The sequence below is a fragment of the Streptomyces sp. NPDC060366 genome (assembly GCF_042725135.1).
Classification (GTDB): Bacteria; Actinomycetota; Actinomycetes; order Streptomycetales; family Streptomycetaceae; genus Streptomyces.
Genome location: NZ_JBHXDC010000016.1, coordinates 44833 through 70595 on the forward strand (window position 1 = coordinate 44833; position 25763 = coordinate 70595).

General features: G+C 70.2%; 28 protein-coding genes and 1 pseudogene. 9 read left to right on the top strand and 20 right to left on the bottom strand.

Annotation, left to right across the window (positions count from 1 at the left end; all coding sequences use genetic code 11):
* Window positions 1–98 precede the first annotated feature (98 nt).
* From pyrH to rpsB, 3 genes are all read right to left on the bottom strand, one after another.
* Window positions 99–878 (bottom strand): UMP kinase, encoded by a 780-nt coding sequence (gene pyrH / locus ACFWHU_RS29965; RefSeq protein ID WP_078074827.1) that lies wholly within the window; start codon window positions 876–878, stop codon window positions 99–101.
* Between the two features lie 198 nt (window positions 879–1076).
* A complete protein-coding gene (gene tsf / locus ACFWHU_RS29970; protein WP_385798529.1) occupies window positions 1077–1937 on the bottom strand; it encodes a translation elongation factor Ts in 861 nt (286 codons plus the stop codon).
* 86 nt (window positions 1938–2023) lie between these two features.
* On the bottom strand, window positions 2024–2977 hold the full coding sequence (gene rpsB, locus ACFWHU_RS29975; RefSeq protein ID WP_387228617.1) for a 30S ribosomal protein S2: 954 nt from the start codon (window positions 2975–2977) through the stop codon (window positions 2024–2026).
* 291 nt (window positions 2978–3268) lie between these two features.
* Between rpsB and ACFWHU_RS29980 the strand changes: the two are divergent.
* Window positions 3269–3877 (top strand): annotated as a pseudogene (locus ACFWHU_RS29980) (peptidoglycan DD-metalloendopeptidase family protein); the annotation flags it as partial.
* A gap of 310 nt (window positions 3878–4187) precedes the next feature.
* Here ACFWHU_RS29980 and ACFWHU_RS29985 read toward each other — a convergent pair.
* The 17 genes from ACFWHU_RS29985 to ACFWHU_RS30065 all read right to left on the bottom strand — a co-directional run bounded on the left by ACFWHU_RS29985 (window position 4188) and on the right by ACFWHU_RS30065 (window position 17343).
* The gene (locus ACFWHU_RS29985) at window positions 4188–4748 is read right to left on the bottom strand and encodes a TetR/AcrR family transcriptional regulator (protein ID WP_385798705.1); all 561 of its coding nucleotides are present in this window, start codon (window positions 4746–4748) and stop codon (window positions 4188–4190) included.
* Between the two features lie 73 nt (window positions 4749–4821).
* Window positions 4822–5670, bottom strand: a complete 849-nt coding sequence (gene whiG, locus ACFWHU_RS29990) for an RNA polymerase sigma factor WhiG (RefSeq protein ID WP_385798533.1) — start codon at window positions 5668–5670, stop codon at window positions 4822–4824.
* Window positions 5671–5919: 249 nt separating this feature from the next.
* Window positions 5920–7089 carry a DNA-processing protein DprA gene (gene dprA / locus ACFWHU_RS29995; RefSeq protein ID WP_387228620.1) on the bottom strand — a complete coding sequence of 390 codons (1170 nt, stop codon included), beginning with the start codon at window positions 7087–7089 and terminating at the stop codon, window positions 5920–5922.
* Entirely contained in the window at window positions 7086–8714 is a 1629-nt protein-coding gene (locus ACFWHU_RS30000) for a YifB family Mg chelatase-like AAA ATPase (protein ID WP_387228622.1), read from the bottom strand. The genes dprA and ACFWHU_RS30000 overlap by 4 nt, the downstream gene beginning before the upstream one ends.
* Entirely contained in the window at window positions 8714–9076 is a 363-nt protein-coding gene (locus tag ACFWHU_RS30005) for a YraN family protein (RefSeq protein ID WP_078074837.1), read from the bottom strand. The genes ACFWHU_RS30000 and ACFWHU_RS30005 overlap by 1 nt, the downstream gene beginning before the upstream one ends.
* 206 nt (window positions 9077–9282) lie before the next feature.
* Window positions 9283–9591 carry a DUF2469 domain-containing protein gene (locus ACFWHU_RS30010; protein WP_003965949.1) on the bottom strand — a complete coding sequence of 103 codons (309 nt, stop codon included), beginning with the start codon at window positions 9589–9591 and terminating at the stop codon, window positions 9283–9285.
* Between the two features lie 55 nt (window positions 9592–9646).
* Window positions 9647–10138: an NUDIX hydrolase gene (locus ACFWHU_RS30015; protein WP_385798539.1), complete on the bottom strand. Its 492-nt coding sequence runs from the start codon at window positions 10136–10138 to the stop codon at window positions 9647–9649.
* Window positions 10128–10898 (bottom strand): signal peptidase I, encoded by a 771-nt coding sequence (gene lepB, locus ACFWHU_RS30020; RefSeq protein WP_387228624.1) that lies wholly within the window; start codon window positions 10896–10898, stop codon window positions 10128–10130. Before lepB (ACFWHU_RS30020) ends, ACFWHU_RS30015 begins: the two co-directional genes overlap by 11 nt.
* 60 nt (window positions 10899–10958) lie before the next feature.
* Entirely contained in the window at window positions 10959–11915 is a 957-nt protein-coding gene (lepB, locus tag ACFWHU_RS30025; RefSeq protein WP_387228723.1) for a signal peptidase I, read from the bottom strand.
* Entirely contained in the window at window positions 11884–12888 is a 1005-nt protein-coding gene (gene lepB, locus ACFWHU_RS30030) for a signal peptidase I (RefSeq protein WP_385798542.1), read from the bottom strand. The genes lepB (ACFWHU_RS30025) and lepB (ACFWHU_RS30030) overlap by 32 nt, the downstream gene beginning before the upstream one ends.
* Window positions 12881–13657 carry a signal peptidase I gene (lepB, locus tag ACFWHU_RS30035; protein ID WP_385798544.1) on the bottom strand — a complete coding sequence of 259 codons (777 nt, stop codon included), beginning with the start codon at window positions 13655–13657 and terminating at the stop codon, window positions 12881–12883. Before lepB (ACFWHU_RS30035) ends, lepB (ACFWHU_RS30030) begins: the two co-directional genes overlap by 8 nt.
* Window positions 13658–13716: 59 nt before the next feature.
* The gene (gene rplS / locus ACFWHU_RS30040; protein WP_385798545.1) at window positions 13717–14067 is read right to left on the bottom strand and encodes a 50S ribosomal protein L19; all 351 of its coding nucleotides are present in this window, start codon (window positions 14065–14067) and stop codon (window positions 13717–13719) included.
* 131 nt (window positions 14068–14198) lie between these two features.
* The gene (trmD, locus tag ACFWHU_RS30045) at window positions 14199–15020 is read right to left on the bottom strand and encodes a tRNA (guanosine(37)-N1)-methyltransferase TrmD (protein WP_387228725.1); all 822 of its coding nucleotides are present in this window, start codon (window positions 15018–15020) and stop codon (window positions 14199–14201) included.
* A 14-nt stretch (window positions 15021–15034) separates the two neighbouring features.
* On the bottom strand, window positions 15035–15673 hold the full coding sequence (rimM, locus tag ACFWHU_RS30050; RefSeq protein WP_387228626.1) for a ribosome maturation factor RimM: 639 nt from the start codon (window positions 15671–15673) through the stop codon (window positions 15035–15037).
* Window positions 15674–15837: 164 nt separating this feature from the next.
* Window positions 15838–16077 carry an RNA-binding protein gene (locus ACFWHU_RS30055; RefSeq protein WP_003980229.1) on the bottom strand — a complete coding sequence of 80 codons (240 nt, stop codon included), beginning with the start codon at window positions 16075–16077 and terminating at the stop codon, window positions 15838–15840.
* A gap of 2 nt (window positions 16078–16079) precedes the next feature.
* Window positions 16080–16526, bottom strand: a complete 447-nt coding sequence (gene rpsP / locus ACFWHU_RS30060; protein WP_385798550.1) for a 30S ribosomal protein S16 — start codon at window positions 16524–16526, stop codon at window positions 16080–16082.
* A gap of 223 nt (window positions 16527–16749) precedes the next feature.
* Entirely contained in the window at window positions 16750–17343 is a 594-nt protein-coding gene (locus ACFWHU_RS30065) for a hypothetical protein (RefSeq protein ID WP_189105598.1), read from the bottom strand.
* Window positions 17344–18082: 739 nt separating this feature from the next.
* Between ACFWHU_RS30065 and ACFWHU_RS30070 the strand changes: the two genes are divergently transcribed.
* From ACFWHU_RS30070 to ACFWHU_RS30105, 8 genes are all read left to right on the top strand, one after another.
* A complete protein-coding gene (locus tag ACFWHU_RS30070) occupies window positions 18083–19009 on the top strand; it encodes a methyltransferase domain-containing protein (RefSeq protein ID WP_387228628.1) in 927 nt (308 codons plus the stop codon).
* A gap of 169 nt (window positions 19010–19178) precedes the next feature.
* Window positions 19179–20117 carry a GntR family transcriptional regulator YhfZ gene (yhfZ, locus tag ACFWHU_RS30075; RefSeq protein WP_387228631.1) on the top strand — a complete coding sequence of 313 codons (939 nt, stop codon included), beginning with the start codon at window positions 19179–19181 and terminating at the stop codon, window positions 20115–20117.
* A 123-nt stretch (window positions 20118–20240) separates the two neighbouring features.
* The gene (locus ACFWHU_RS30080) at window positions 20241–20627 is read left to right on the top strand and encodes a transcriptional antiterminator (RefSeq protein WP_387228633.1); all 387 of its coding nucleotides are present in this window, start codon (window positions 20241–20243) and stop codon (window positions 20625–20627) included.
* A 13-nt stretch (window positions 20628–20640) separates the two neighbouring features.
* Entirely contained in the window at window positions 20641–20997 is a 357-nt protein-coding gene (locus tag ACFWHU_RS30085) for a DUF2620 domain-containing protein (RefSeq protein ID WP_078074848.1), read from the top strand.
* 190 nt (window positions 20998–21187) lie between these two features.
* A complete protein-coding gene (locus ACFWHU_RS30090; protein ID WP_387228727.1) occupies window positions 21188–22465 on the top strand; it encodes a YhfT family protein in 1278 nt (425 codons plus the stop codon).
* Between the two features lie 56 nt (window positions 22466–22521).
* On the top strand, window positions 22522–23493 hold the full coding sequence (locus ACFWHU_RS30095) for a phosphotriesterase (protein WP_387228636.1): 972 nt from the start codon (window positions 22522–22524) through the stop codon (window positions 23491–23493).
* A gap of 1 nt (window position 23494) precedes the next feature.
* A complete protein-coding gene (locus ACFWHU_RS30100; protein ID WP_387228638.1) occupies window positions 23495–24598 on the top strand; it encodes an aminotransferase class V-fold PLP-dependent enzyme in 1104 nt (367 codons plus the stop codon).
* Window positions 24599–24600: 2 nt separating this feature from the next.
* Window positions 24601–25761, top strand: coding sequence for a YhfX family PLP-dependent enzyme (locus ACFWHU_RS30105; protein WP_387228640.1), 1161 nt, complete (start codon window positions 24601–24603; stop codon window positions 25759–25761).
* Window positions 25762–25763 lie beyond the last annotated feature (2 nt).

Here is a 25763-nt window from a genome sequence, read left to right on the forward strand (position 1 = left end):
TGTGCTTACAGGGCCGGCGGAACCTGCGTCGCGTCTTCTTTCCTGCACGGTGTCCGACCGGCAGGGCTTTGTCCATCCCCGTGCGGGGCAGCCCGAGTTCAGGCCCGGGTGCCCTGGTCGCTCACGAGCGTGCCGATCTTCTCACCCTTGACGGCGCGCGCGATATTGCCCTCCGTGAGGAGTTCGAAGACAAGGATCGGCAGCGCGTTGTCGCGGCAGAGAGTGACGGCAGTGGCGTCGGCGACCTTGAGGTTGCGGGTGATCACCTCGCCGTACTCCAGCGCGTCGAACTTCACCGCGTCGGGGTTGGTCTTGGGGTCGGAGTCGTACACCCCGTCCACGCCGTTCTTGCCCATCAGCAGCGCTTCGGCGTCGATCTCAAGGGCGCGCTGGGCGGCGGTGGTGTCGGTGGAGAAGTACGGCATCCCCATGCCCGCGCCGAAGATGACGACGCGTCCCTTCTCCAGATGCCGCACGGCGCGCAGCGGGATGTAGGGCTCCGCGACCTGCCCCATGGTGATGGCGGTCTGCACGCGCGAGTCGATGCCTTCCTTCTCCAGGAAGTCTTGGAGGGCAAGGCAGTTCATGACCGTGCCGAGCATGCCCATGTAGTCGGAGCGGGCCCGGTCCATGCCGCGCTGCTGGAGTTCGGCGCCGCGGAAGAAGTTGCCTCCGCCGATGACGATGGCGATCTGCGCCCCGTCCCGCACGACGGCGGCGATCTCGCGGGCGATGGCGTGTACGACGTCGGGGTCGACGCCGAGCGCTCCCCCGCCGGCGAACGCCTCACCGGACAGTTTCAGCATGAAGCGCCCGGCTTTCTTGCCGGGGTCGCTGTTGTCGTCGGTGGACTGGGTGGCGTCCGCGCCCTTGTTCATGGGGATCTCCTCGTGCACATACGAAGAAGGCCATTGCCGGTGGGTCTGTGTCCCTAGCGGCAATGGCCTCCTCGTCAGATCTGCGGCCGTCCGGCGCGTGTTCGGCCGGCGGCTGCAGTAGACCCTAGCGGGGTCCACCGTCGATCGCGTACGACTGCGCTGTCCCGGGTGCTCGGCCCCGGGACGATGACCGGAACGTCAGGCGCCGACGCGGATGCGCGCGAAGCGCTTCAGCGTGACACCGGCCTCGTCCAGGACCTTCTTGACGGACTTCTTGTTGTCCTTGGCGAACGGCTGGTCGAGGAGGGTGACCTCCTTGAAGAAGCCGTTGACGCGACCCTCGACGATCTTGGGCAGCGCGGCTTCGGGCTTGCCCTCCTCGCGGGAGGTGGCCTCGGCCACGCGGCGCTCGTTCTCGACGACGTCGGCCGGAACGTCCTCACGGGTGAGGTACTTCGGCGCGAACGCGGCGATGTGCTGCGCGACGTCCTTGGCGACGGCGGCGGCCGTCGCGGCGTCGGCACTGCCCTTGTCCAGCTCGACCAGGACGCCGACCTGCGGCGGGAGGTCGGGCATGGTGCGGTGCATGTACGTGCCGACGTAGCTGCCGTCGCCCTGGAACTGGGCGAAGCGGTCCAGGACGATCTTCTCGCCGAGGTTGGCGTTGGCCTCGTCGACGAATGCCTGGACGGTCTTGCCGGGCTCGATCTCGGAGGCGCGCAGTGCCTCGATGTCGGCGGGGCCGGTCGCGGCCACGTGCGCGGCCAGCGCGTTGGCGGCGGCCTGGAACTTGTCACCCTTGGCGACGAAGTCCGTCTCGCACTTCAGCTCCAGCAGGACACCGGAGGTGTTGTCGTCGGAGACGAGGGAGACGACCGCGCCGTTCTCGGCACTGCGGCTCTCGCGCTTGGCGACGCCCTTCTGGCCCTTGACGCGGAGTACCTCGACGGCCTTGTCGACATCGCCGTCGGCCTCGACCAAGGCCTTCTTGCAGTCCATCATGCCGGCGCCGGTGAGCTCGCGGAGCTTCTTGACGTCAGCGGCGGTGTAGTTCGCCATGTCTGTAAGTCTCTCTCGGAAGTCGAAGATCTACGGGTGGACGGCGGGGGCCGTGGCCCCCGCCGTCAGCAACCGAACCTTTGAGGTCAGGCCTTGTCGGCGTCCGCGGCCGGAGCCTCGGTGACCTCGGCGGCGGGGGCCTCGGCCGGAGCGGCGGCCTCGTCGGCCTGCTCGGCGTCGGCGACCTTCTCCGTCTCGGCGGAGGTCTGGACGTCGGCCGGGGCCGCGTCGGCGTCGGCGGACTTCTCCGCGTCGGCCTTCTTGTCACCTTCGAGGAGGTCGCGCTCCCACTCGGCGAGGGGCTCGCCGGCGGCCTTCTCGCCCGGCTTGGAGTCGCCGGTGGCGGCACCGGAGCGGGCGATGAGGCCCTCGGCGACGGCGTCGGCGATCACGCGGGTGAGCAGGGTGACGGAGCGGATCGCGTCGTCGTTGCCCGGGATCTTGTAGTCGACCTCGTCGGGGTCGCAGTTGGTGTCGAGGATCGCGACGACCGGGATGTGGAGCTTGCGCGCCTCACCGACGGCGATGTGCTCCTTCTTGGTGTCGACGATCCAGACGGCGCTGGGCACCTTCTGCATTTCGCGGATACCACCGAGGGTCTTCTCCAGCTTGGCCTTCTCGCGCGAGAGGACCAGGAGCTCCTTCTTGGTGAGGCCCGAGGCGGCCACGTCCTCGAAGTCGATCTGCTCGAGCTCCTTCAGACGCTGAAGGCGCTTGTAGACGGTGGAGAAGTTGGTGAGCATGCCGCCCAGCCAGCGCTGGTTGACGTACGGCATCCCGACGCGCGTCGCCTGCTCGGCGATGGCCTCCTGGGCCTGCTTCTTCGTACCGACGAACATGATGGAGCCGCCGTGCGCGACGGTCTCCTTGACGAACTCGTAGGCGCGGTCGATGTACGACAGCGACTGGAGCAGGTCGATGATGTAGATGCCGTTGCGCTCCGTGAAGATGAAGCGCTTCATCTTCGGGTTCCAACGACGGGTCTGGTGACCGAAGTGGACGCCGCTTTCCAGCAGCTCCCGCATCGTGACGACGGCCATGGCCGTACTCCTTGAGGTACTCGGTTGTCGCGTCCGCCGGACGGCGGTCGCGCCTGACGCCCCGGAACGCTTTGCCACTAGGGACCGAGAAGCGCGGACACCGGCGAGAAGGCCGGCGGCGGGGCGTGCGAAGTCGATCCGGTGACCCGGATCGCCACAGGAAGTGTACGGGACCCGCACAGCGCCCGGCGACGGAGTGCGAGGGTGACGGAGATATACACAATGGCCCGGTTATCCACAGGATCCGAGCATGATCCACTTGAATCGGCCGACTGCGGCAGCGTGAGCCGCATGATCACTGTCGACGAACTACTCATCCGCGTCTCCGCCCGACCCGGCCGCCGGGGTCGGCGGCGGCTCATCTCCCTGTGCGTCCGCGCCGGTGTCGCCGCGCTCGCGGGGGTGGTGGCGGCCGCCCTGTTCGCCCCCTCGTCCGACGCGCGGGCGGCGGACGACGAGGAGGTGGGTACGGGCGCCGACGCCCGCTCCGAGGCGACCACGGCCGCTCCCGGAGGGAGTAAAGGTGCCGCCTCCGACACCGCCACGGGCGACGGGACCGGTAACGGTGCTGCCGCCAACGGCGTCAGCGGCGACCGGGCCTGGCCGGTGGGGCCGCGGCCGACCGTCGTACGGGGGTGGGAGCCGCCCGCCTCGCCGTACGGCCCCGGCCACCGGGGAGTGGACATCGCCACCCCCGCGGGCACCCTCGTCCGCGCTGCCGCCCCCGGCCGCGTGTCCTTCACCGGCATGGTGGCCGGACGCGGCGTGCTCTCGATCACGCTCACCGGCACCGGACAGCCGCCGCTGCGCACCACCTACGAACCGGTGACGGCCCTTGTCGCCGAGGGCGACGAGGTGGCGGCGGGCCAGGTCGTGGCCGTCCTGGGACCGGGCCCGTTCCACTGCGCGGGCGGCTGTCTGCACTGGGGGCTGCTGCGGGGCGAGACCTATCTCGACCCGCTGTCCCTGCTACCCGACAATCTGCTCGACGGCGGCCCGGCGCGCCTGCTGCCGGTGTTCGGGGTCCCCGAGCCGACTTCCACGGACGCGCCGACAGGATCGCGACCGCCCTCGCTGCCGGAAGATCTCCCAGAAAGTGCGGCGATCGTGGCCGAGGAGACCGCCGCCGCGGCGGCGGCGGGGGACGCCCTGCACGCCGTGGCCCTGCTGGCGGCCGCCGCGTGGGTGCGGCAGCAGAGTCGTACGGGCGTCAGGTACCGCGTACGCCCTGGAGCACCATGGACACCGTCGCCTCGGCGATCACCACGGGGTTCTCGGCCGCGCCCAACTCGATCCGCCGCACGGCGGCGTCCACCACGCCCTGGAGCAGCATCGCGGCCAGCCTCGGCTGCTCGTGGCCCAGTTCCCCGAGGGCTTCGACGATCATCGCGATGAGGCCGCCGTGCGCCGCCCGGATCTTCTCCCGGGCGCCCGCGTCGAGTTCGCTCGCGGAGATGGCGACCACCGCGCGGTGGCGGCGGTCGCCGACGAGGCTCAACTGCTTGCGTACGTACGCTTCGATCTTGCTCTCGGGGGTCGGCGCCTCCGCCATGGCGAATTCGATCTCGGCGGCCCAGACAGGGAAGTCGACGGCGCAGAGCTCTTCGACAACGGCCGCGCGCGAGCGGAAGTACTCATAGACCGACGACCTGGCGAGGCCGGTGCGCTCGGCGAGGGCGGGGAAGGTCAGCGCCTCCGTGCCGCCTTCGGACAAGAGGGAGCGTGCGGCGTCAAGCAGGGCGCCGCGCTGCATGGTCCGGTGCTCGGCCACGGAGGCCGCTCGAATCCTGGGCACGCGCCCACTCTACGGCGGAGACCGCTCGCGCAGGCGGGGCAGTGACGATTCAGCGTCCCGCGTCGGCGAGTTTGGCGCGGAGCTGGAGCACGGACTTGGTGTGGATCTGGCTGACGCGGCTCTCCGTGACACCGAGGACGTTGCCGATCTCCGCCAGCGTGAGCCCCTCGTAGTAGTAGAGCGTGACCACGGTCTTCTCGCGCTCGGGAAGGGTGTTGATGGCGCGGGCGAGCAGCCGGCGCAGTTCGCGGTCCTCGGCGACCTCGACGGGGTTGTCCGCCGCCGTGTCCTCCAGCGTGTCCATCAGGCTGAGCCGGTCGCCGCCCTCCCCGCCGACATGCAGCAGCTCCTCCAGCGCCACGACGTTCGCCAGCGACAACTGGCTGAAGACGGCATGCAGTTCCTCGACGGCGATGCCCATCTCGGCGGCCACCTCGCTCTCCGAGGGGGTGCGCCGCAACTGCGCCTCCAGGGTGGCGTAGGCACGCTCGACGGCCCTGGCCTTCTGGCGTACGGAGCGCGGGATCCAGTCCAGCGCGCGCAGTTCGTCGATCATCGCGCCGCGGATACGCGTGATCGCGTAGGTCTCGAACTTGATCGACCGCTCGATGTCGAACTTCTCGATCGCGTCGATGAGCCCGAACACCCCGGAGGAGACGAAGTCCGCCTGCTCGACGTTGGACGGCAGTCCCACACTCACCCGGCCGGCGACGTACTTCACCAGCGGCGAGTAGTGCAGGATCAACTGTTCACGCAGCCGCTCGTTACCCGTGGACTTGTACGACCGCCACAAGGTGTCGAGCGCCGAGGGGGCGGAGGGTCGCACTTCGCCGCGGGCCGCTGGGGGCGCCGGGGGTGGCGCCGCCACGCGGTCGGACCCGGAGGTGTGCTGGGGCATGCGTTGCCTTGAGCCGTTCTGCCGTGAAGTGAGGGAAAGTACGTCTGGGCCGGATTCCTGGTGAGCGTAGCGTGACAGCGCGGTCGCGGCGCGCGAGAAGACGGGGAGAGCGCCTGTCCGAACAGGCACGGCCGGGCCGGCGCCGCGAGGTCGCGAACCGCCGCCTACACCGCGCGTATCGGCCGCTGTCGCACCGCCGGGAGAGCTGGGATGGTCACCTGTCTCACCTTTTCACCCGAATGCCCCAGGTCAAGTACCGGCTCGCCGCGTACCGTCCGCGCTTGTGGTCCGCGGCGTCAACTGCCAGCCGTCACCGTGCCGTTGTACGAACCCGAGGGAGTGAAGTTCGTACAGCTTGCCGAGGGCCTCGTCGGCCGTCGTCGCGGTCTCCCGCGCGACGTCCCGCGTAACGAGGGCGCCGCGACCGGGGAGCGCGTCGAGAATCCGTCTGCCGAGAGGATCGAGCAGATCTCTGGCCAGGACGGGTCCGCGCCGGGCGGGTGCGAGATCGCCCATGTCCCCCACCAGTTCCGCCACTTCGGCGGCGTCCGTGACCAGCACGCCTTCGCCTCGCAGCAGTTCGTGCACCCCGGCCGAGAGTCCGCTCGTCGCCGGGCCCGGCACTCCCATGGTGAACCGCCCGAGCCGCTGTGCGCTGCGCGCGGTGACCAGCGAGCCGCTTCGGTACTCGGCCTCCACCACGACCGTCCCCCGCGTGAGCGCGGCGATCACCCGGTTACGGAGGACGAACCTGCTGCGGGTCGGGTGATCACCGGGCGCCAGCTCCCCCACGACCAGGCCCTGTTCGGCGATGCGGCGCACCAGCTCCGCGTGTCCGGGCGGATAGACCACGTCGACTCCGCAGGCCAGGACGGCGACGGTCGCGCCACCGGAGGCGAGTGCGCCCCGGTGAGCGGCTCCGTCGACGCCGTACGCCGCGCCCGATGTCACCACCCAGCCCCGCTCGGCCAGGCCGGAGGCGATGCTCCCCGCCATGTGCGCCCCGTACGGTGTGCAGGCTCTGGCTCCCACGATGGCGACGGAGCGCAGGGACCAGAGCCTCAGGTCGGGCCTGCCGCGCACCCACAGCCCGATGGGGCGTGCCGTGCCCAGGTCGTCGAGCTGTGTCGGCCACTCCTGGTCTCCCGGGCACACGAACCTGCCGCCGATCCCGGCGATGACCGACAGGTCTCGATCGGGGGCCGCTGCCGTCGCGCGCGCCCGGAGGCCGCTGATACGGCGTGGACCGACCTCCCCCAGGGCCTCGCCGTTGCTCCTGGCGGGGGAGGTGAGTAGATCCATCAGCCCTCGGGCGCCGTACTCGCGCAGCCACCGCCCGCCGTTCTCGTCGCCGGGCTCGAGCACTCGTGTCAGGGCGGCCCGCGCGAGTCGCTCGTCGGCGTCGACCCCCGCGGTCATGACACCTCTCCGATCGTGGCCACGGCGCCGCGGGCGATGCCGGTGCGCAGTTCCAGCGCCAGACCCACGTCCCGGCCGTCGGGACGGTCCCGTCCGGCGAGGTCCGCGACCGTCCACGCGACTCGCAGGACCCGGTCCAGACCGCGGGCCGTGAGCAGTCCCCGTTCGAGGTCCCGCTCTGCGGCGTCGAGAGCTCCGGGTGCGGTGAGCCACCGGGTACGGAGTTCATGACCGGGCACTTCGCTGTTGACCGTCCATGGCGTCCCCGCGAGCCGTTGGGCCGACCGCAGCCGGGCCCGCGCGACCCGCTCGGCGACGACCTCCGTCGTCTCGCCCCTGCCGCCTTGGCCCATGAGATCCGCGCGGTGCACGGGCTGGACCTCCACCCGAAGATCGACCCGGTCGAGCAGGGGGCCGGACAGACGCGACTGGTAGCGGCGGATCGCCGAGGGCGGGCATTCGCACCCGGCGCCGTGCAGGGTGTGGCGTCCGCAGGGGCACGGGTTGGCGGCGAGGACCATCAGGAAGCGGGCGGGCAGCCGTACGACTCCGGCGCTGCGCGCGATGACGACCTGTCCCGATTCGAGGGGCTGGCGCAGCGCGTCGAGAGCTTTGCCGGAGAATTCCGGCGCCTCGTCCAGAAAAAGCACACCCTTGTGTGCCAGGGAGACCGCGCCCGGTCTCGCCAGCCCGTTGCCGCCTCCGACGAGGGACTGCATGGTCGCCGAGTGATGCGGTGCGCAGTAGGGCGCCGTACGTACGAGAGGTTCGCCGGGCGGCAGGATCCCGGCGACCGAGTGCACCGCCGTGACCTCGACGGACTCCTGTCGCGTCAGCGCCGGGAGCAGTGCGGGCAGCCGCTCGGCCAGCATCGTCTTGCCCGCGCCCGGCGGCCCTTGCAGGAGCAGGTGATGTCCGCCCGCCGCAGCGACCTCCAGGGCTGTCCGGGCTCCCCGTTGTCCCGCCACGTCGGCGAGGTCCGGGCGGTGCGTGCCCTGCCGGCCGAAGCCGGGAGCCAGTCCCGTCCCCACCCCGGCGCCGGGCACCATCAGGCCCGCGAGCATGGGATCCGGACGCCCCTCGTCGCTGACCGTTGGCTCCTCCGGCACTGTTTCACCGGTCAGTACGGCGATGAGCTGGCGCAGGCTCCGTACGCCGAGCACGGACACCCCCGGCACCAGGGACGCCTCGCCCGCGGTCTGCTCCGGCACGACCACCTGGTGGTAGCCGGCCTCGGCGGCCGCGAGAACGGCCGGGAGGATGCCTCGTACCGGACGGACCCTGCCGTCGAGCCCCAGCTCACCGATCAGCACCAGGTCGGCGATGGCCCGCGGTTCGATGCGCTCGGCCGCTCCCAGCACGGCGACGGCCACAGCGAGATCGAATCCGGATCCGCTTTTCGGTACGGAGGCGGGGCTGAGGCCCACCGTGAGCTTCTTCTGCGGCCACTCCGCGCCGGAGTTCACCACCGCCGCCCTGACCCTGTCCCGGCTCTCCACCAGGCTCTTGTCGGGCAGCCCGACCAAGGTGAAGGCCGCGACGCCCGGTTCGAGATCCGCCTGGACCTCCACCACCACGCCCTCGACACCCACCAGCGCCACGGAGCACGCACGCGCGAATCCCATCAGGCCACCCCTCGGGCGTGCTCGACCACCGGAGCGCCGCGTCTGGGCAGCACCACCCCGACCAGGTCGATACGCACACCGCCCGGGGGCGGTCCGCCGCTCTTCTCCAGCCAGCAGGCCGCGAGGCGCCTCAGCCGGTCCACCTTCACCGGCGTCACCGCTGCCATCGGATGCTCGAAGGAGCCTCCCCGGCGGGTCTTCACCTCACAGACGACCAGCACGTCGCCGTCGCGGGCGACGATGTCGATCTCGCCCGTCCTGCCGCACCGCCAGTTGCGGTCCAGCACGGTCATTCCCGCCGCCGCCAGCCGCCGCGCGGCCAGCCCTTCGCCGTACCGCCCGAGTGCCCCCGTCGCGTTCATGTCGGCACCACCTCCGGCACCGACTCTGAGGCGAAGACCAGAAGCGGGCGGATCATTGTGGACAACTCACCGATTGTGGATAACTCCGTCACCCACCAGCACACCAGGAGTCACACAGGCCGCAACCGCCACGAAAACCCCAGCCAGCCCAGCCCCCACACCGCCCACGCCAACCGCGCCGCCCTGATCGGCACACGCCACCCTCATCAGCCGCCCGGCAGCTCCAGATCGCTCTTGTTCAGCTCCTCGATGTTCACGTCCTTGAACGTGAGCACCCTCACCTGCTTGACGAACCTGGCCGGCCGGTACATGTCCCAGACCCACGCGTCCGCCATCGAGACCTCGAAGAAGACCTCGCCCTGCACCGAGTGCACCTGCATCTCGTAGTCATTGGTGAGATAGAAGCGTCGCTCGGTCTCGATCACGTATTTGAAAAGACCGACGACATCGCGGTACTCCCGGTAGAGCTTCAGCTCCATCTCGGTCTCGTACTTCTCGAGGTCCTCGGCGCTCATGGCATGTTCCCCTTCAGCCGTACGTCCCCCTATTGTGCTCCGGCCCCGTGCGCCCCTAGACGATTTCAGAGGCGAGAACCACCGGTGCACCCGGAGGACCCTCGTCGAGCAGCGTGCGCAGCAGCCCGGCGAGCCTGGTCGGATACACCGTCTCACGGGCCGTCGACAGTTCGGCGGAGGTCCACCACCTCAGCTCCGCGACACTGCGCCGCTCCAGCTCCGTCAGCCCTTCGACGCTGGTCTCGGTCTGCGCCGTACGTGCCAGGAAGTACCACTCGTCCTGGTCCCAGCGCCGTCCGTCGAACGGGAAGGAGCAGGTACGGCGCCAGAGCACCGGCCCGAGCTCGACCTCTGTGATGCCCGTCTCCTCGGCCAGCTCACGCAGCGCGGCCTCCTGCCGCGTCTCGTCGCCCTCCAGGCCGCCGCCGGGCGTGAACCACCAGTTGTTCGCGGGGTCGTCCGGCTCGTACCCGCGCATCAGCAGGATGCGATCGTCCGGGTCGAGCAGCACGACCCGCGAGACCTTCCGCAGCGCGTCACCGGGCAACGGTCGACACCTCCCCGTCGGTCCGCCCCGTCGGCCCCGTACGCCGCCGTCGGCTCAGCCGCTGTGCGACCGGCCCGTACGCCGCGCCGCCCAGGATCAGCAGCGCACCGAGGACCACGGAGCCCAGCACCAACGTCACGGGCCCCGGCTCCGACACCCCGCCGGGCAGCGCCGCGAACGCGTCCGGGCGCTCGATCAGGCCGCCCGGCGGCCACGCGACGGCGTCGATCCGCGCCGTCACCGTCGAGCGCGGCACCGAGCCCTGCCCCTGGTCCTGGAGGTGAACCCGCGAGTCGAGCGAGCCACTGCGCTCGTCACCGAGCAGGAACAGCTGTCCCTTCGGGACCGTCGCCCCGAAGCCGGTGGTCGACGCGAGCCCGCCCGGCATCCGCCCCACATACGGTTCCTCGATCGACTTCCCGTTGACGCTCAGGCGCCCCTTGTCGTCGCAGCAGGCGACCTTGTCGCCCCCGACACCGACGACCCGCTTCACCATCGGCATGTCGCCCCACTGCGCGTCCTTGAAGACCACGACATCGCCGCGCCGCACCTCGTCGCCGGATATCCGCTGCGCCAGGACCCGGTCGCCGGCCTTCACCGTCGGGTCCATCGAGTCCGTCGGCACCGTGTAGGGCTGGTACTCCACCGCTCCCCAGACGAAACCGCCGAGGAAGAGCACACAGCCGACGGCCACGGCCAGCCCCGACAGCACACTGCCGAGGCGGCCGTGGCCGCCGTTCGTACGTCCTGTCCCGCTCATCCCAGCCGTCCCCCGTTCCGGAGAATGATCATCGCCGGATCGGCGATCTGGGACGGCACCCTACCCGGCGGTACGGCCGCCGGTCAGCCTTCGCCTGCGCCAGAACACCAGCGGCAGGGCGCCGGCTACGCCGAGCACGGGCGGAGCAGCCGCCGTCGCGACGGCCGCCGCGTTGAGGCCCTGCTGGTCGAACGTGTCCGGCACCGGAAGTGTCGCCAACCGGTCGAGGGGCCAGGCGATGACGATCGCGCGGCCGACGACCTCGTCGGTGGAGACTGTGCCGTGACCGGGCAGCTCCTGGTGGTAGCGGGAGTCGAGCGAGTTCTGCCGGTGGTCGCCCATCACCCAGATCCGGCCGTCGGGCACCTTGATCGGTCCGAACGGCTCGTCGTCACAGGCGGTGTTCCCGGGGAAGATGTACGACTTCTCGTCCAGCGCCTTCCCATTGACCTGGACGCTGCCGCCCTTCTTGCACTCCACCGTGTCGCCACCGACCGCGATGACCCTCTTGATGAGGTCCTTCTCCTCGGACGACGGCATGAGGCCGATGAAGCTGAGGAACTTCTGCGCCACGTTGGGCTCGGGCGCCTCCGTGCTGTCGAGCCAGCCGCCCGGGTCGTGGAAGACCACGACCTCGCCGCGCTCGGGCTCCGCGCCGAACCACGGCGTGAGCTTGTCCACGAGCACCCGGTCGCCACGCTGCAGGGTGTCCTGCATCGAGTCAGAGGGGATCGAGAACGCCTGCACCAGGAAGGTCTTGATCAGCAGCGCGAGCAGCAGCGCGATACCGATCAGCAGAGGCAGCTCTTTCCAGAAGGAACGCTGCTTCCGCACGTTCGAAGCCCCGTCGTCGTCCGGTTCGCTGTCCGGCCGCTCCACCGTGTGGTCCTTCGTCTCTGCGTACGCCCCTGCGGATGGGGTCTCCGCGGCGGAACCGGCAGAACCGACGGAAGGCTCGGCGAGCTGCTCGGGCCTGTCCTCGGGCTCACCGTGTCCGGATCGTGCGCCGACGGCCAAATCCCCCACATCCACTCCTCACTCCGTGCAACTGCCCGCTCCGGAGACGGAGCAGGCCCACTACTCCCATAACGAGCGGGAGTTCCGCAGGGGTCGGGAGCAGGATTATTCCGTTCGGATCCTGAGAGGACACACTATTCGACGGGCCGAGCGCCGTGGTCGGTGCGGCGCGCGCGTCCGGTACCGAGGCGTACGTCTCCGGCTCCTCCAGACGCCGCCAGTGGCCCAGCGGCCAGGCGATCACGACGGCCCGTCCGACGACCTCGTCCTCCGAGACGGTGCCGCGGAACTCCTCGTCGAGATGGAAGCGCGAGTCGGCCGAGTTCGACCGGTGGTCGCCCATCACGAAGATCCGCCCCGCCGGCACCTTCACCTCGAAGTCGAGCGTCGACGGCGGGTTGCCCGGATTCAGATACGGCTCCGTCAGCGGTACGCCGTTGACGACGATGCGCCCGTCCTTGTCGCAGCACTTCACGGTGTCGCCGCCCACGGCGACGACGCGCTTGATCAGGTCCTGCTCGTCGGCGGACGGCAGCAGCCCGATGAAGGTGAGGGCCTGCTTGACCTGCTTGACGACGACGGGGTCGTCCTGGGGTACCTCTGTCTCCTCCTGGAGCCAGCCGCCGGGGTCCTTGAACACGACGACGTCGCCACGCTCGGGGCGGGAGCCGAACCAGGGCGTCAGCTTGTCGACGAGCACCCGGTCGTCGATCCGGATCGTCTGCTCCATGGATCCGGAGGGGATCACGAAGGCCTGGACGAGGAAGGTCTTCAGTACGAGGGCGATCAGGAGCGCCACGGTGATCAGGAGTGGGATCTCCGTCATCGCGGAGCGGCGGCGGCGCCGTTTCACCTTACGGGCGAGCCTGCGCCGCTCCGCGCGCCCCGGCAGGGCGCGTCCCGCGGTGGGTCTGGTGCCCGTCGGCAGCCGGGTGTCGGCCCGGTGGCCCCCGGGCCGTCCTCGGTTACCCATGGGCGCCGTCCGGATCTCGTACGTCCCTGAAGGCGTCGGTGGGCTCCAGAGAGGCCCAGCGGCCGAGCGGCCAGCCGATCCAGTCCACCCGCCCGATGATCTTGTCGACGGGCACCGTGCCACCGCCGGGCTCGCCCAAGTGGTCACGTGAGTCGCGGGAGTTGCTGCGGTGGTCGCCCATCACCCAGAGGGTTCCGGAGGGCACGACGATGTCGAAGGGCGCGCTGGACGGCGCGTCGCCGAAGTACACGTACCGCTCCTCGATCGCCCGGCCGTTCACCTCGACCTTGCCCCCCTCGTCGCAGCAGACCACTCGGTCGCCCCCCACGCCCACCACGCGCTTCACGAAATCGGTCTCGGCTGGCTCGGCGAGACCGAGGGCCGCAGCCGCCCCGTGTGCGAGCCCGGTGAGAGGGTTCTCCCGCGCCGGCTCCTGGACGAAGGACCCGGTGCCGTCGAAGACGACCACATCACCGCGGCGCGGTTCGGTACCGAAACGGTACGCCAACTTGTTGACCAGCACCCGGTCCCCGACCTGGAGACCCGGCTCCATGGAGCCGCTCGGGATCAGGAAGGGCTGCACGACGAAGGCGCTGAACAGCAGGAGAGAGGCCGTGCCGAGCACGCCCAGCACCGCGGCCCGGCGCCATGACAGATCTCTCAGAAAATCCGGGAGGCCCGGCATACGCACGGAGCGCGACCCCTCTTCCTTCCCTGTGGCGGGTGTGGAAGAAGGGTCGCGCTCCGAGTGCTGTGGTTCGGTGTCCATCGGGCTCAGAGCTTATCCGGCCGTCCGGTGGAACCATGCGCGAGATTCGAGCCGGGGGCTCAGTTGTCGCGCTTCTCCTTGATCTTCGCGGCCTTGCCGCGCAGCTCACGGAGGTAGTAGAGCTTGGCGCGACGTACGTCACCGCGGCTGACGAGCTCGATCTTCTCGAAGATCGGGCTGTGCACCGGGAAGGTGCGCTCGACGCCGACGGAGAAGGAGACCTTGCGGACCGTGAAGGTCTCACGGACGCCCGAGCCCTGCCGGCGGATGACAACACCCTTGAACTGCTGGATACGGGAGCGGTTGCCCTCGATGACACGCACGTGGACGTTCACGGTGTCGCCGGGGCGGAACGCGGGGAGGTCGCTGCGCAGCGACGCCGAGTCGACGGTGTCGAGCAGGTGAGCCATGATGGTCTGCTTCCTCGCTGATGCCACAGGTCATCAACGGAATGTCGAAAGGAAAGTTCGGAGCGCCGTTCGCGTCGGGTGGGCGTCGTTCCCCCTGTGGCAGGGGCGCGCACCGGAAGTACGGCAACGGCTCATTCTTCCATGGCCTCGGGCCTGCGCCAAAATCGGCCACCGGGCTCAGGGGCCCAGCCCATGATGGAGAGCGTCTCGCGGTCCTTCTTGTCGAAGGCCGCGGCGTCACAACGCTCAATCATGTCGGGCCTGTTGAGCGCCGTACGACGGAAAGCCTCGTCCCGCCGCCACCGCGCGATCCTGCTGTGATGACCGCTGAGCAGAATGTCCGGGATGGCGCGACCGCGCCACTCCGGGGGCTTCGTGTAGACGGGGCCCTCGAGCAGATCGGCCATCGCTCCGGGGGCGAACGAGTCGTCACGGTGGGACTCGGCGTTGCCCAGGACCCCGGGCAGCAGCCGTGCGACGGCCTCCGTGATGACGAGTACGGCCGCCTCGCCGCCGGCCAGGACGTAGTCGCCGATGGACACCTCGTACACCGGCATCCGCGTCGCGTACTCGTCGATGACGCGGCGGTCGATGCCCTCGTACCGGGCCGGCGCGAAGATCAGCCAGGGCCGCTCGGAGAGCTCGACGGCGAGTTCCTGGGTGAAGGGACGGCCGCTGGGGGTGGGAACGACCAGGACGGGGGCGTGGGCGCCCGCCTCGTAACCGTCCGCGATCGCCTCGTCCAGGGCGTCGCCCCAGGGGCCGGTCTTCATGACCATGCCGGGGCCGCCGCCGTACGGGGTGTCGTCGACCGTGTTGTGCCGGTCGTACGTCCACTCCCGGAGGTCGTGCACATGGACGTCGAGACGGCCACGCGCGCGTGCCTTGCCGACGAGGGACACGTTCAGCGGTTCGAGGTACTCCGGGAAGATCGTGATCACGTCGGCCCGCAGGGTGCTGGCGTACGTCATGCCGACTCGCCCTTGACCGCACCGTCGGGGCCGTCGCCATCAGGACCGTCGCCATCAGGGCCGTCGTCACCGCGGCGGTGGTCATCGAGGCTGTCGGCGCCGTCGGTGGGAGCCGCGACCACCGCGTTGTCGTCGATGAGGCCGGGCGGCGGGTCGATCACGGCCTTCTGTTCCACCAGGTCGATCTCGGTCACGATCTCCTCCACGAAGGGGATCATGACCTCGGCGCCGTCGGGGCGCTCCACGATGAACAGGTCCTGCGACGGGAGGTGGGTGATCTCGGTGATCCGGCCGATCTCCGTGCCGTCCGCCAGGACGACGTCCAGGTCCATGAGCTGGTGGTCGTAGTACTCGTCCGGGTCCTCCGGCATGTCCTCGGGGTCCACCTCGGCGATGAGCAAGGTGTTGCGCAGGGCCTCGGCGGCCGTACGGTCGCTCACCCCGGCGAAGCGCAGCAGCAGCCTGCCGCTGTGCACCCGGCCGGTCTCGATTGTCAGGGGCCCCGTGGAGGCCGGTTCGGTGGTCAGTACGGCTCCGGGGCCGAGCCGCAGCTCCGGCTCGTCCGTACGCACTTCGACGGTGACCTCGCCCTTGATGCCGTGGGCACGACCGATCCGCGCGACTACCAACTGCACTTGCACACGTCCCTGTTCTCCAACTTCTGCGACTTCTGCGGCTACTTCGACATTGGCGCGGCGGCGGAGAGACGCCGCGGCGTGCCGCTTCCGCGCCGCCGCGAAGACGACAAAGACCGGGGAGGGCGGTGGCCCTCCCCGGCCCGTGCCGGTTCACAACTGTGTCAGCGGACCTGATCCACGTCGACGAGGTCGACACGGATACCACGGCCGCCGATCGCGCCCACGACGGTGCGCAGGGCGCGTGCGGTGCGGCCGTTGCGGCCGATCACCTTACCGAGGTCGTCGGGATGCACCCGTACCTCGAGCACACGGCCACGGCGCAGGGTGCGCGAGGCGACCTGCACATCGTCCGGGTTGTCGACGATGCCCTTCACGAGGTGCTCGAGAGCCTCCTCGAGCATGCTCAGGCCTCGGTCGGCTCAGCGGCGGGCGCCGAAGCAGCGGCGTCGGCGTCGTCCGCCTTCTTGTCCGCCTTCTTCGCCTTGGGGGTGATGGCATCACCCTTGGGCTCGTCGCCGTCCTTGGTGAGAGCCTCGAAGAGGGCACGCTTGTCGGCCTTCGGCTCCGGCTGGAGCAGCGGCGCCGGCGCGGGCAGGCCCTTGTGCGCCTGCCAGTCGCCCGTGAGCTTGAGGATCGCGAGAACCGGCTCGGTCGGCTGGGCGCCGACGGACAGCCAGTAACGCGCGCGGTCCGAGTCGACCTCGATACGCGACGGGTTCTGCACCGGGTGGTACAGGCCGATCTCCTCGATCGCCCGGCCGTCACGGCGGGTGCGGGAGTTGGCGACGATGATGCGGTAGTGAGGCGAACGGATCTTGCCCAGACGCTTCAGCTTGATCTTGACTGCCACGGAAGTGGTCTCTCCTGGATCTTGACGTGGTTGGGCACATCGACATGCCGCGTGGGGTTGCGGTACTCGTGTGCCCGATGGACGCGTCAGCCGGAGGAGAGAGGGGTCCTGTGCGACTGTCGAGTACAGCTGGCCATTGTGCCACACGCCCGAGGCGCGCCGCGCCCCGCCCGACCGGGGCGGCTCCGGGGCCGGGCGGGCATCGGTGGTGCATCGGTGGTGCTCAGCTCGCAGCGGCGACCACTTCCGGAATGCGGAAGGGCTTGCCACAGCCGCCGCAGACGATGGGGGCCTGCGCGAGGACCGACGGAACGACGCGTACGTTACGGCCGCAGTCACAGACCGCCTTCACACGGACGCCACCGCCCGACGAGCCGTGCCGAGCGGCGGGGCCCCGGAAGCTGCGCTCGGTGTCGGACGTCGTCGCGACCGTGTGCGCCGCGAGGGCGCGCTGGAGCCGTTCGATGGTGGGGCGGTAGCGCCGTCTCGCCTCCGGGTTGAGTGAGACCAGGGAGAAACCGCTGCTGGGATGCGGCTCCTCGGAATGGTCCAGGCCCAACTCCTCGGCGATCGCGAGGAATCGGCGGTTGTGGTAGCGGCCCGCGCGGGAGGTGTCTCGGACACCCCGGGCGGCGGCGATGCCATGGACTGCCTCGTGAAGCAGTCGCTCGAAGGAGAGCTCGGCGCCGCAGGCGGACGACGATTCTCCGATCAGGGACTCTGGCGCGGCAAGATCCGGCAGCTCGGCGTGGTACCGCTGAATCTCGGCCCACGCCTGCGCCAGCTCTGCGGCGAGAACAGGTGGTGTCGTGCTCACGTCGTGAACAACGAGCCTGAGCCCTCCCGGGTTCCATTCCGGGGCATCCCAAATATTTTGCACGTACCCGTCAGTTGCCGTTGATGCGTCCTGACGAGGGCGGGTGCGTAGATCTGCGGAGAAGCCTCGCTTCTCACCACAAGCCGGTACGTAGCGTCTCCTACGCCTGGACGCGTAGGAGAAATACGTACACCAGATCGAGGCCACGCGTGCCGACGACCGTTCGGGCCACCGCGCCGATGGCGTCGCGGCTCGGCCCTCTTCCAGGAGGGCGGGGCCACAAGAACGACATTATCGGGCGCGCCGCCGATCCCCGGCATCGGCCCCGGTCGGGGCGGGCAGCGCGCAATCGTCCGATACCGGCGCGGCCGGCGGGGAGTTGAGAGATCCCGTCCCGACGGCCTCACCCTTTCGGCCCAACCTTCACCGACGCGCGTCCACGCCCCCGTACGCCGCTCCGCCTTGCCCGTGCGGACTCCACGAAGGTCCTGAGCGGCGGCGCTCGGGGCGCGGCCAGGGGCGTTTCGGCGGAGGCTCGCACCGTAGGAGGACAAGGTCCGGTGAGAGCGTTTTTTCCGTGCGCCGGGGCGTACGACCGGAGCGCACAAGGATTGCCCGCGAACCACTGGACGCGGGCACGGATGCGGAGTTCCCTGGCATACGGGGGACGAAGGCGCGCATGCACACGGGGGCTGTCAATCGGGGCACAAGGACTCTCGGCCGGATTGGGGCGCTATCAATGACTCGTACGCTCGTCCAGCACCACCAGCAGCAGGTGAACGCGGCCTCGACCGATCCTTCCAGGGAGGCGGGCGAGCGTGCCCGCGACTGGGCCGAGATCCAGGAACGAATGCTGGTGCCGCTCTACGAGGCGGTGTACGAGCGCCTGGAGGTCGGCCCCGGAACGCGGCTGCTGGGCCTCGGCTGCGGCTCGGGGCTCGCGCTGCTGATCGCGACCGCCAGGGGCGCTCACGTGACCGGCGTGGACGCCGACCAGGAGCGCGTCGCGCTGGCTCGCGAGCGGCTCGTCCACGACGACTCGCACCCGATGGCGCTCACGGCGCCGTCCGCGGTGCCCGTGAGGGCCGCGAGCGTCGCGTCCGGGACGTTCGGCGGCCGGGCGGGGGCGCGAGTGCTGACGGGCGGCGCGACGGCCGTCGTGGAGGCGGAGCGCCCCGCCTATGACGTGATCACGGCGTTCCAGCCCATCGGCGTCGCCGACGACGATTCGGACGGGCTCGGACCCGCGCTGGCGGAGGCGGTACCGATGGCCGACCACGGCACGCCCGTGGTCCTCGCCGGCTGGGGACCACCGGAGCGCTGCGCGACGTCCGCCGTCCTGCGGGTCGCGGGGCGGCTGACCGAACGGTTGCGGAAGGGCGGCGGGTACCGTCCGCCACGCAGGGACGATCTGGAGGACGTGGCGGCGCGAGCCGGGCTGAAGCCCGACGGCTCGGGGCGCGTGTCCTGCCCGTTCGGTTACGCGGGGATGGAGAGCGCGTTGCGTGGGCTGCTGTCGACCGGGGTGTTCGACGCGGCGGTGCGGGCGACGGACCAGTCTCAGGTGGAGAAGGAGATAACGGAGGCGCTGCACCCGCATGTCCGGCGCGACGGCACCGTATGGATGCCCAACGTCTTCCGCTACCTGATCGCACGTACGCCCTGACGACAGTGGGTGCGGGCGGTCCGTGCGGTGCGCCGCGGGCCGCCCTTCCTACTGAGGACATCGCCGTCGGCTGACAGCCGACGTCACGAGCGACACCCGATCAACCCCCGATGAAGGACACTTCGAGACAGCCTTGTCAGTATCCAGAATCCTGGTTACTGTCCCACCTGTGACCGGCTTCGACGAACGCTTCCTGACCCGCAACGGCCTCGCCGCCCGGCAGCTCGCCGTCCTGCTGCTCAACCACGAGCCGGACACGCGCCTGCCCCGGGTCCGCGACTTCGCCGAAGAGCTGGGCGTCGGCAACGGCACGGTGCAGGCGGCGCTCCAACTCCTGGAGACGGCGGGGGCGATCCGTACGACCGCACGCGGTCACCTCGGCACCTTCCTCGTCCACTCCGACCGCTCGGTCCTGTGGCGACTCTCCGGGCTCGGCACACTGCTGGCGGCGATGCCGCTGCCGTACTCGCACCGGTACGAGGGCCTGGCCACCGGGCTGCGCGCCGCGTTCGAGCAGGCCGGGGCGCCCTTCGCGATCACGTTCATGCGCGGCGCCGGGGCACGTACCACCGCCCTGATCGAGGGCAAGGTCGACCTGGTGGTCCTCTCGCGCTTCGCCGCCGACCGGCTGATCGAGGAGCGCCCCGTGGAACTCGTCGCGGACCTCGGGCCCGCTACGTACGTGGGGGCTCACGGGCTGCTGCTGCGGCACGGCGCCGCCCTGGAGGCGAAGGGGCTGCGCGTCGCCGTCGACCACGCCTCCGAGGACCAGCGCATACTCGCGGAGCGGGTCTTCGCCGGGCGCACGGACATCAGGTGGGTCGAGGCGTCGTACATGCAGCTGCGTGATCTGTTCGCACACGACCGTGTCGACGCGACCCTCTGGAATCTCGACGAGGTGCAGGACCGGCTCGGCGCCGGCATGGACGTACTGCCGCTGGGCGACGAGGTCACCCGCGACCTGTCGCTGCGCAACTCGAGCGCCGCGATCATCGGCAGGACGGAGGGGGCGAAGGCGCTCGGCGCCGTACGCGACTCCCTCGACCTGTCGGTCATCACCACCTGCCAGGCCGAGGTGTTGCGGGGTGAGCGCGCCCCGTCGTACTGACGCTCCGCCCGCCCCGACGGGGCGGGCGGGCCCGCTCTCCTGTCGAGAAAAGAAGAAGCCGAGCCTCTGCTCAAAATCCAAAATCCTGGTTACTGTCGTATTCGAAGGGGTGGAGGGAACACCATGGACGACCAGCTCGCCCTACGCATCAAACTGTTCCGCGAGAGCGGTCAGGTCCGGCCCGAGGTCGCCGCGTTCGTGACCGCCGAGCTGGACGCCCTGGGCGCTGAGGGCCGCACCGTCACCGAGGAGACGGCGGGCACGCTCACCAGCCACCTCATGATGGCCCTCACCAGGTTGCTCAACGGTGAGCCGATCGCGGAATTCCCCACCGACTCCGAGATCACCGCCGAACTCGCCGGGCACCCGGACGCGGTGGCGCGGGCCCGCGCCGTCTCCGTACGGGCCGCCTCGGAACTCGGCGCGCCCCTTCCCGACTCCGAGATCAACTTCCTCGGACTGCACCTCGCCCTGCTCGACCAGAAATCGCCCCCACGGCACGAGACATGAGAAGGAACCAGCCATGACGAAGATCCTCACCGGCGGCGTCGGCAAGGCCGAGGTCACGGAGACCGTCAAGAAACTCGGCCTCGACGGCATCGAGATCACTGTCTCCAACGACATGGACGCCGCGATGAAGCTGCGTGGCGGCCAGGCCGACTACTTCCTCGGCACCTGCCACACCGGCGCCGGCGCCTCCCTCGGCGTACTCGTCGGACTGCTCGGCAAGCCCGCCTGCCACACCTTCGGCCGCTCCGTCCCCACGGAGGACGAGGTGAATGCCCTGCTCGCGGAAGGCAAGAAGGTCTTCGGCTTCGCCATCGACCAGATCGACGTGATCGCCCCGCTCATGGCCCGCGCCATCGCCGCGCGCGGCTGACGGCCCCGTACGAGCCCCAAGGGCTCGACAGACCTCGTAAGACCCCGCGCCGGGCCAAGCCCCCGCCGGGCACTGAGGAGTGAATCCCGTGAACAGCGTCCTCGCAGCGAGTTCGACCGATCTCGAACTCTCGCTGGCACAGCAACTGACCGTGATAGCGCTGTGTGCGCTGACCGCGTTCATCTCTCATATGGCACTGGCCGTCTTCAACGACGGTGTCCGCCCCTTCATGCTCGACTTCATCCAGGGGCGGTCCACACGCAACGCCACCACGGCCGTGTCCTTCGGTCTCTCGGCCGGCTTCATCTTCGGCCTGGGCGCCCCGATGGCGCTGTCCACCGGCGTACTCAACCCGTGGCTCGTTTTCCTGCCCACCGACATCCTGGGCATCCTGTCGCCCAAGAAGTGGATCGCGCCGCTGCTCGGCGGCGCGTGGGGCGCCGTGGTCGTGTTCGGCCTCAACGGGGCCAACAGCATCGCGCACGACCTGCCCGTCGACTTCCTGACCGCGCTCCAGCAGATGTCGACGCCGATCCTGTTCCTGTTCACGCTCTTCCCGGTGCTGGCCATCACGAAGCAGTTCGGGCGCCTACGGGGCGGCATCGCGGCGGTCGTCGAGCTGGCGCTCGTCGTGATGACGATGAAGATCTGGCCCGACATCTTCCCCGGTTCCATCGCCATGGCCGTAGGAGTCCTGACGCTCATCGGCTTCGCCGTCAACAAGGACCTGGCACAGCGGAAGTTGGACCGTGCCGAGGCGGCGAAGGCGGTGGCAGCGGGCGGCTTGTCCCCGGAGGTGAAGAACGGGGCCGGGGACGACGCGGAAGATCCGATGGCCTCGCTGTTCAGCGCGAGCGCGCTGCGGCTGCGCCGCTACCTGCCGCTGTTCATGCTGCTCGGGGCGGGCGTCTGCGTACTGGCCCAGTCGCATGTGTTCGGCGGCGGCGAGGCGACGAGCTTCCTGATCGCCAAGGGCGACTACGCGGAGGCCGCCCAGGTGGACTTCTACCGGGCGTTCGGCTTCGTACCGCTGATCGCGACGACCGCGCTCGCCTCCGGCGCGTACGGCATCGCCGGCTTCACCTTCGTCTACCCCATCGGCTACCTCATGCCGAACCCGTTCATCGCCGCCGTCGTCGGCGCGGCGGTCTTCGCCCTGGAGGTCCTGGCGCTCTCCGCGATCGGCAAGGTCCTCGGGAAGCTGCCGAGCGTGCGTGACTCCTCCGAGCATCTGCGGAGCGCGATCGGCGACGCGCTGGGGCTCGCGATCCTCTTCGGTTCGCTGATGGCCGCCAACGTCATGGGAGGGGGCCTGGGCATCCTCATAGTCGGCGGGCTCTATCTGCTCAACGAGTCGATGGGCCGCCCCGTGGTGCGGATGGCGGCCGCCCCCGCCGCGGTGATCGTCGGCGGCGTGCTGCTGAACATCCTCTACTGGCTGGACCTGTTCACGCCGATCAAGGGATAGGTGGCGCTCAAGGACCACCGCGCCGAACTCGCACGACACAGGAAGGCCCGCGCACCATGCAGCAGCAGTCCGACGATTCCCACCATCCACGCCATCTGCGCACCGTCACCGGCACGTTGCCCGTCTCCGCCGTACGCGGCCCGGCGCTCGCCCATGAGCACCTGGTCCTCGACCTCGACCGTGCCGGGGACGGCGCGGCGGTTCTCCACGCGGACCCGCACGGGCCCGCCGTCACCACGGAACTGACGCATCTGCGCGAGGAGTACGGACTCGGCCTGGTCGTCGAGCTGACCTGCCGCGGCATGGGCCGCAGTCCGCACGCCCTGGCGCGGATCTCCGAGCAGTCCGGCGTGCCGGTGGTGGCCGCCACGGGCTGGTACTACGAGCCGTTCCACCCGGCGGAGCTGAACGGGGCCGGCGTCGAGGAGCTGACCGCGACCCTCGTACGGGAGATCCACGACGGATTCGGCGACACCGGAATCCGGCCCGGCGTACTCGGCGAGATCGGCAGCCACGGCGATGCGCCGAGCGAGCCCGAGACACGTGTGCTGCTGGCCTCGGCGCACGCCGCCGTCGCCACCGGCCTGTCGGTCGCCACCCACGCCCAGCTCGGCCGCGGCGGTCTCGCCCAGCTTGAACTGCTCACCGGCGCCGGACTTCCACCGCACCGGATCTCGCTGGGCCACCAGGACCTTCTCGACGCCCCGTCGGTGCACCGTGAGCTGGCGGCGAGCGGCGCGTACGTCGCCTTCGACACCGTCGGCAAGGAGAGCTACCAGAGCGACACCACACGGCTGCGTCTCCTGCTCGCGCTGGTGGAGGCCGGCCACGCCGACCGCGTCCTGCTCAGCTGCGACATCTCCCGGCACGCCTATCTGCGGTCGGAGGGGGGCCAGGGGTACGGGCATCTCTTCCGGTCCTTCCTGCCCCGGGTGCGCGCGGCCGGCGTGGACGAGGACCTGATCGACCTGATGACACGGCGCAATCCGCTCCGGTTCCTGACCGGCGCGGACACGAAGGAGAACTGAGATGTCCGTCCAACTGCCGCTGACCTTCCCCCTGGCGACGATCCCGCTGGACGAGGCGGTACGGATGCAGTTCCGGCTGCTGGAGTGCACCGCCGCGCGTTTCGAGGGTCAGCAACTCTTCGAGGCGGACGCGGGTGTGGTGCCGGACCTGGGCCGGCCCCGTACCACCGCGCGGGTCGAGTCCGTGCTGGCCGACTTCTTCGGCGCCGAGGACGCCGCGCTCGTGCAGGGCGCGGGCACGGGCGCCATCCGGGCGGCGCTCCAGGGCGCCGTGGGGCCCGGTGACCCGCTGCTGATCCACCGGGCGCCGGTCTACCGCACGACTGCCGTGACACTGCGCGGGCTCGGAGTCCGCACCGTCGAGGCGGACTTCAACGATGACGCGGCGCTCCGCGGGGCCCTGGACTCGGGTGAGTTCGGGTGGGCGTACGTCCAGCACAGCCGGCAGCGGCTCGCCGACTCGTACGACGCTGGGGGCGTTCTCGCCGCCTGCCGGGCCGCGGGGGTACGCACGATCGTGGACGACAACTACGCGGTAATGCGCGCACCGTCGTCGGGAGTTGAGCTCGGCGCCGACGCCTCGTGCTTCTCACTTTTCAAACTGCACGGACCCGAGGGGGTCGGCGCCGTCGTCGGGGCGGCCGATGTCGTGGAGCGCGTGCGCGCCGACAACTACTCGGGCGGCGGGCAGGTGCAGGGCCACCAGGCGCTCGACGCGCTGCGCGCCCTCACCCATGTCCCCGTCATGTGGGCCGTCCAGTCCCAGGTCGGCGCCGAGATCGCCGACCGGCTCGCAGCCGGCGAGGTGCCCGGCGTGGCGGAGGTGCGGATCGCCAACGCACAGGACCGCTGTCTGCTCGTACGCCTGGACCGCCCCGTCGCGCGTGAACTGCCCGCAGCGGCGGCGCGGTACGGCGCCGCGCCGTACCCCGTAGGCTCCAACTCCCGCTACGAGATCGCCCCGCTCTTCTACCGGATGTCCAGCTCGTCCCTCGACGACGCTCCGGAACTCGCCGACCGGACGGTGCGGATCAACCCCATGCGGGCCGGCGCCGATCTGGTGATCGAGATCCTCCGCCGTTCGCTGCACGACCTGAAGGACTGACCGTGTTCCTGGACGCTGTCCTGGCCCGCAACCCCGCGCTCGTCGATGTGGCGGTCTCGCTGCACCGCTCCGGCGCCGTCCCGCCCGACACGTATGTGATCGACGCCGACACCGTGGAGGCCAATGCCGCGCTACTGGCCGGTGAGGCCGAACGGCTCGGCCTCTCGCTCTGGTTCGTGGTCAAGCAGATCGGCCGCAATCCGGAGCTGATCCGGGCGATCGCCCGGCACATCCCCCGGTTCGCCGCGATCGATCCGTACGAGGCGCGGCTGCTGCACGACGCGGGGGCACGGGCCGGCAACCTCGGCCACCTCGTACAGATCCCGCCCCGCCAGCTGCCCGAGATGCTCGGCTGGCGGCCGGAGACGGTGACCGTCTTCGACCTCGCCAACGCCCGCGCCGTCTCGGACGCCGCCCGGCGACTCGGCGTCGTCCAGGACGTACTCGTACGGCTTGAGGGCACCGACAGGGTCTATCCGGGGCAGGAGGGCGGCGTGCCGTTCGCCGACCTCGACGACTTCGCGGCGGTGGCGGAGACGTTGCCGGGCATCAGGATCGCGGGTGTCACCGCGTTCCCCTGTGTCCTGTGCGATCCGTCGACGGGTGCTCCGGCTCCCACTCAGAACTTTCAACTCGCGATCAAGGCGCGGGAGTTGCTGGCGGGGCGTGGGCATGAAGGGCTGAAGCTCAGCGCTCCCAGTGCCACCTCCATGGCTTCCCTCCCGCTCCTCGCCGAGTTGGGCGCCACGCACGGCGAGCCGGGCCACGCCCTCACCGGGACGACGCCGCTGCACGCGGTCGACCACCAGCAGCCCGAACGCCCCGCCTATGTGTACGTGAGCGAGGTCGCCCATACCCTCGCCGACGGACGGCCCGCGATCCACGGCGGCGGCTTCTATCCGCGCGCGCACATCCGGGACGCCCTGCTGCCGCGCACCGGGCTGCGGCTGCCCGTGCAGGACGCGCTCCCGGAGAACATCGACTACTACCGGCTGCTCCAACTCCCCACCCACGCCACGGACGTTCAGGTCGGGGACACCGCCGTACTCGCCTTCCGCACCCAGATCTTCGTCACCCGCTCGACCGTCGCGGTGGTCGCCGGGCTCTCCACCGGAGAACCTCGGCTGACCGGCCTGTACGACGCTCAGGGCCGGGCCCGGTAAGG

Excerpts from the sequence above, each read along its gene's own strand:
- ACFWHU_RS30055 (WP_003980229.1), bottom strand. The coding sequence starts at position 16,077 with ATGCTCGAGGAGGCTCTCGAGCACCTCGTGAAGGGCATCGTCGACAAC.
- ACFWHU_RS30000 (WP_387228622.1), bottom strand. The coding sequence starts at position 8,714 with ATGGGATTCGCGCGTGCGTGCTCCGTGGCGCTGGTGGGTGTCGAGGGC.
- lepB (WP_385798542.1), bottom strand. The coding sequence starts at position 12,888 with ATGGGTAACCGAGGACGGCCCGGGGGCCACCGGGCCGACACCCGGCTG.
- ACFWHU_RS30005 (WP_078074837.1), bottom strand. The coding sequence starts at position 9,076 with ATGAACGCGACGGGGGCACTCGGGCGGTACGGCGAAGGGCTGGCCGCG.
- ACFWHU_RS30085 (WP_078074848.1), top strand. The coding sequence starts at position 20,641 with ATGACGAAGATCCTCACCGGCGGCGTCGGCAAGGCCGAGGTCACGGAG.
- ACFWHU_RS30090 (WP_387228727.1), top strand. The coding sequence starts at position 21,188 with ATGGCACTGGCCGTCTTCAACGACGGTGTCCGCCCCTTCATGCTCGAC.
- whiG (WP_385798533.1), bottom strand. The coding sequence starts at position 5,670 with ATGCCCCAGCACACCTCCGGGTCCGACCGCGTGGCGGCGCCACCCCCG.
- rplS (WP_385798545.1), bottom strand. The coding sequence starts at position 14,067 with ATGGCTCACCTGCTCGACACCGTCGACTCGGCGTCGCTGCGCAGCGAC.
- dprA (WP_387228620.1), bottom strand. The coding sequence starts at position 7,089 with ATGACCGCGGGGGTCGACGCCGACGAGCGACTCGCGCGGGCCGCCCTG.
- rpsB (WP_387228617.1), bottom strand. The coding sequence starts at position 2,977 with ATGGCCGTCGTCACGATGCGGGAGCTGCTGGAAAGCGGCGTCCACTTC.
- ACFWHU_RS30010 (WP_003965949.1), bottom strand. The coding sequence starts at position 9,591 with ATGAGCGCCGAGGACCTCGAGAAGTACGAGACCGAGATGGAGCTGAAG.
- ACFWHU_RS30070 (WP_387228628.1), top strand. The coding sequence starts at position 18,083 with ATGACTCGTACGCTCGTCCAGCACCACCAGCAGCAGGTGAACGCGGCC.
- tsf (WP_385798529.1), bottom strand. The coding sequence starts at position 1,937 with ATGGCGAACTACACCGCCGCTGACGTCAAGAAGCTCCGCGAGCTCACC.
- ACFWHU_RS30100 (WP_387228638.1), top strand. The coding sequence starts at position 23,495 with ATGTCCGTCCAACTGCCGCTGACCTTCCCCCTGGCGACGATCCCGCTG.
- ACFWHU_RS30080 (WP_387228633.1), top strand. The coding sequence starts at position 20,241 with ATGGACGACCAGCTCGCCCTACGCATCAAACTGTTCCGCGAGAGCGGT.
- lepB (WP_385798544.1), bottom strand. The coding sequence starts at position 13,657 with ATGGACACCGAACCACAGCACTCGGAGCGCGACCCTTCTTCCACACCC.
- lepB (WP_387228624.1), bottom strand. The coding sequence starts at position 10,898 with ATGAGCGGGACAGGACGTACGAACGGCGGCCACGGCCGCCTCGGCAGT.
- pyrH (WP_078074827.1), bottom strand. The coding sequence starts at position 878 with ATGAACAAGGGCGCGGACGCCACCCAGTCCACCGACGACAACAGCGAC.
- ACFWHU_RS30095 (WP_387228636.1), top strand. The coding sequence starts at position 22,522 with ATGCAGCAGCAGTCCGACGATTCCCACCATCCACGCCATCTGCGCACC.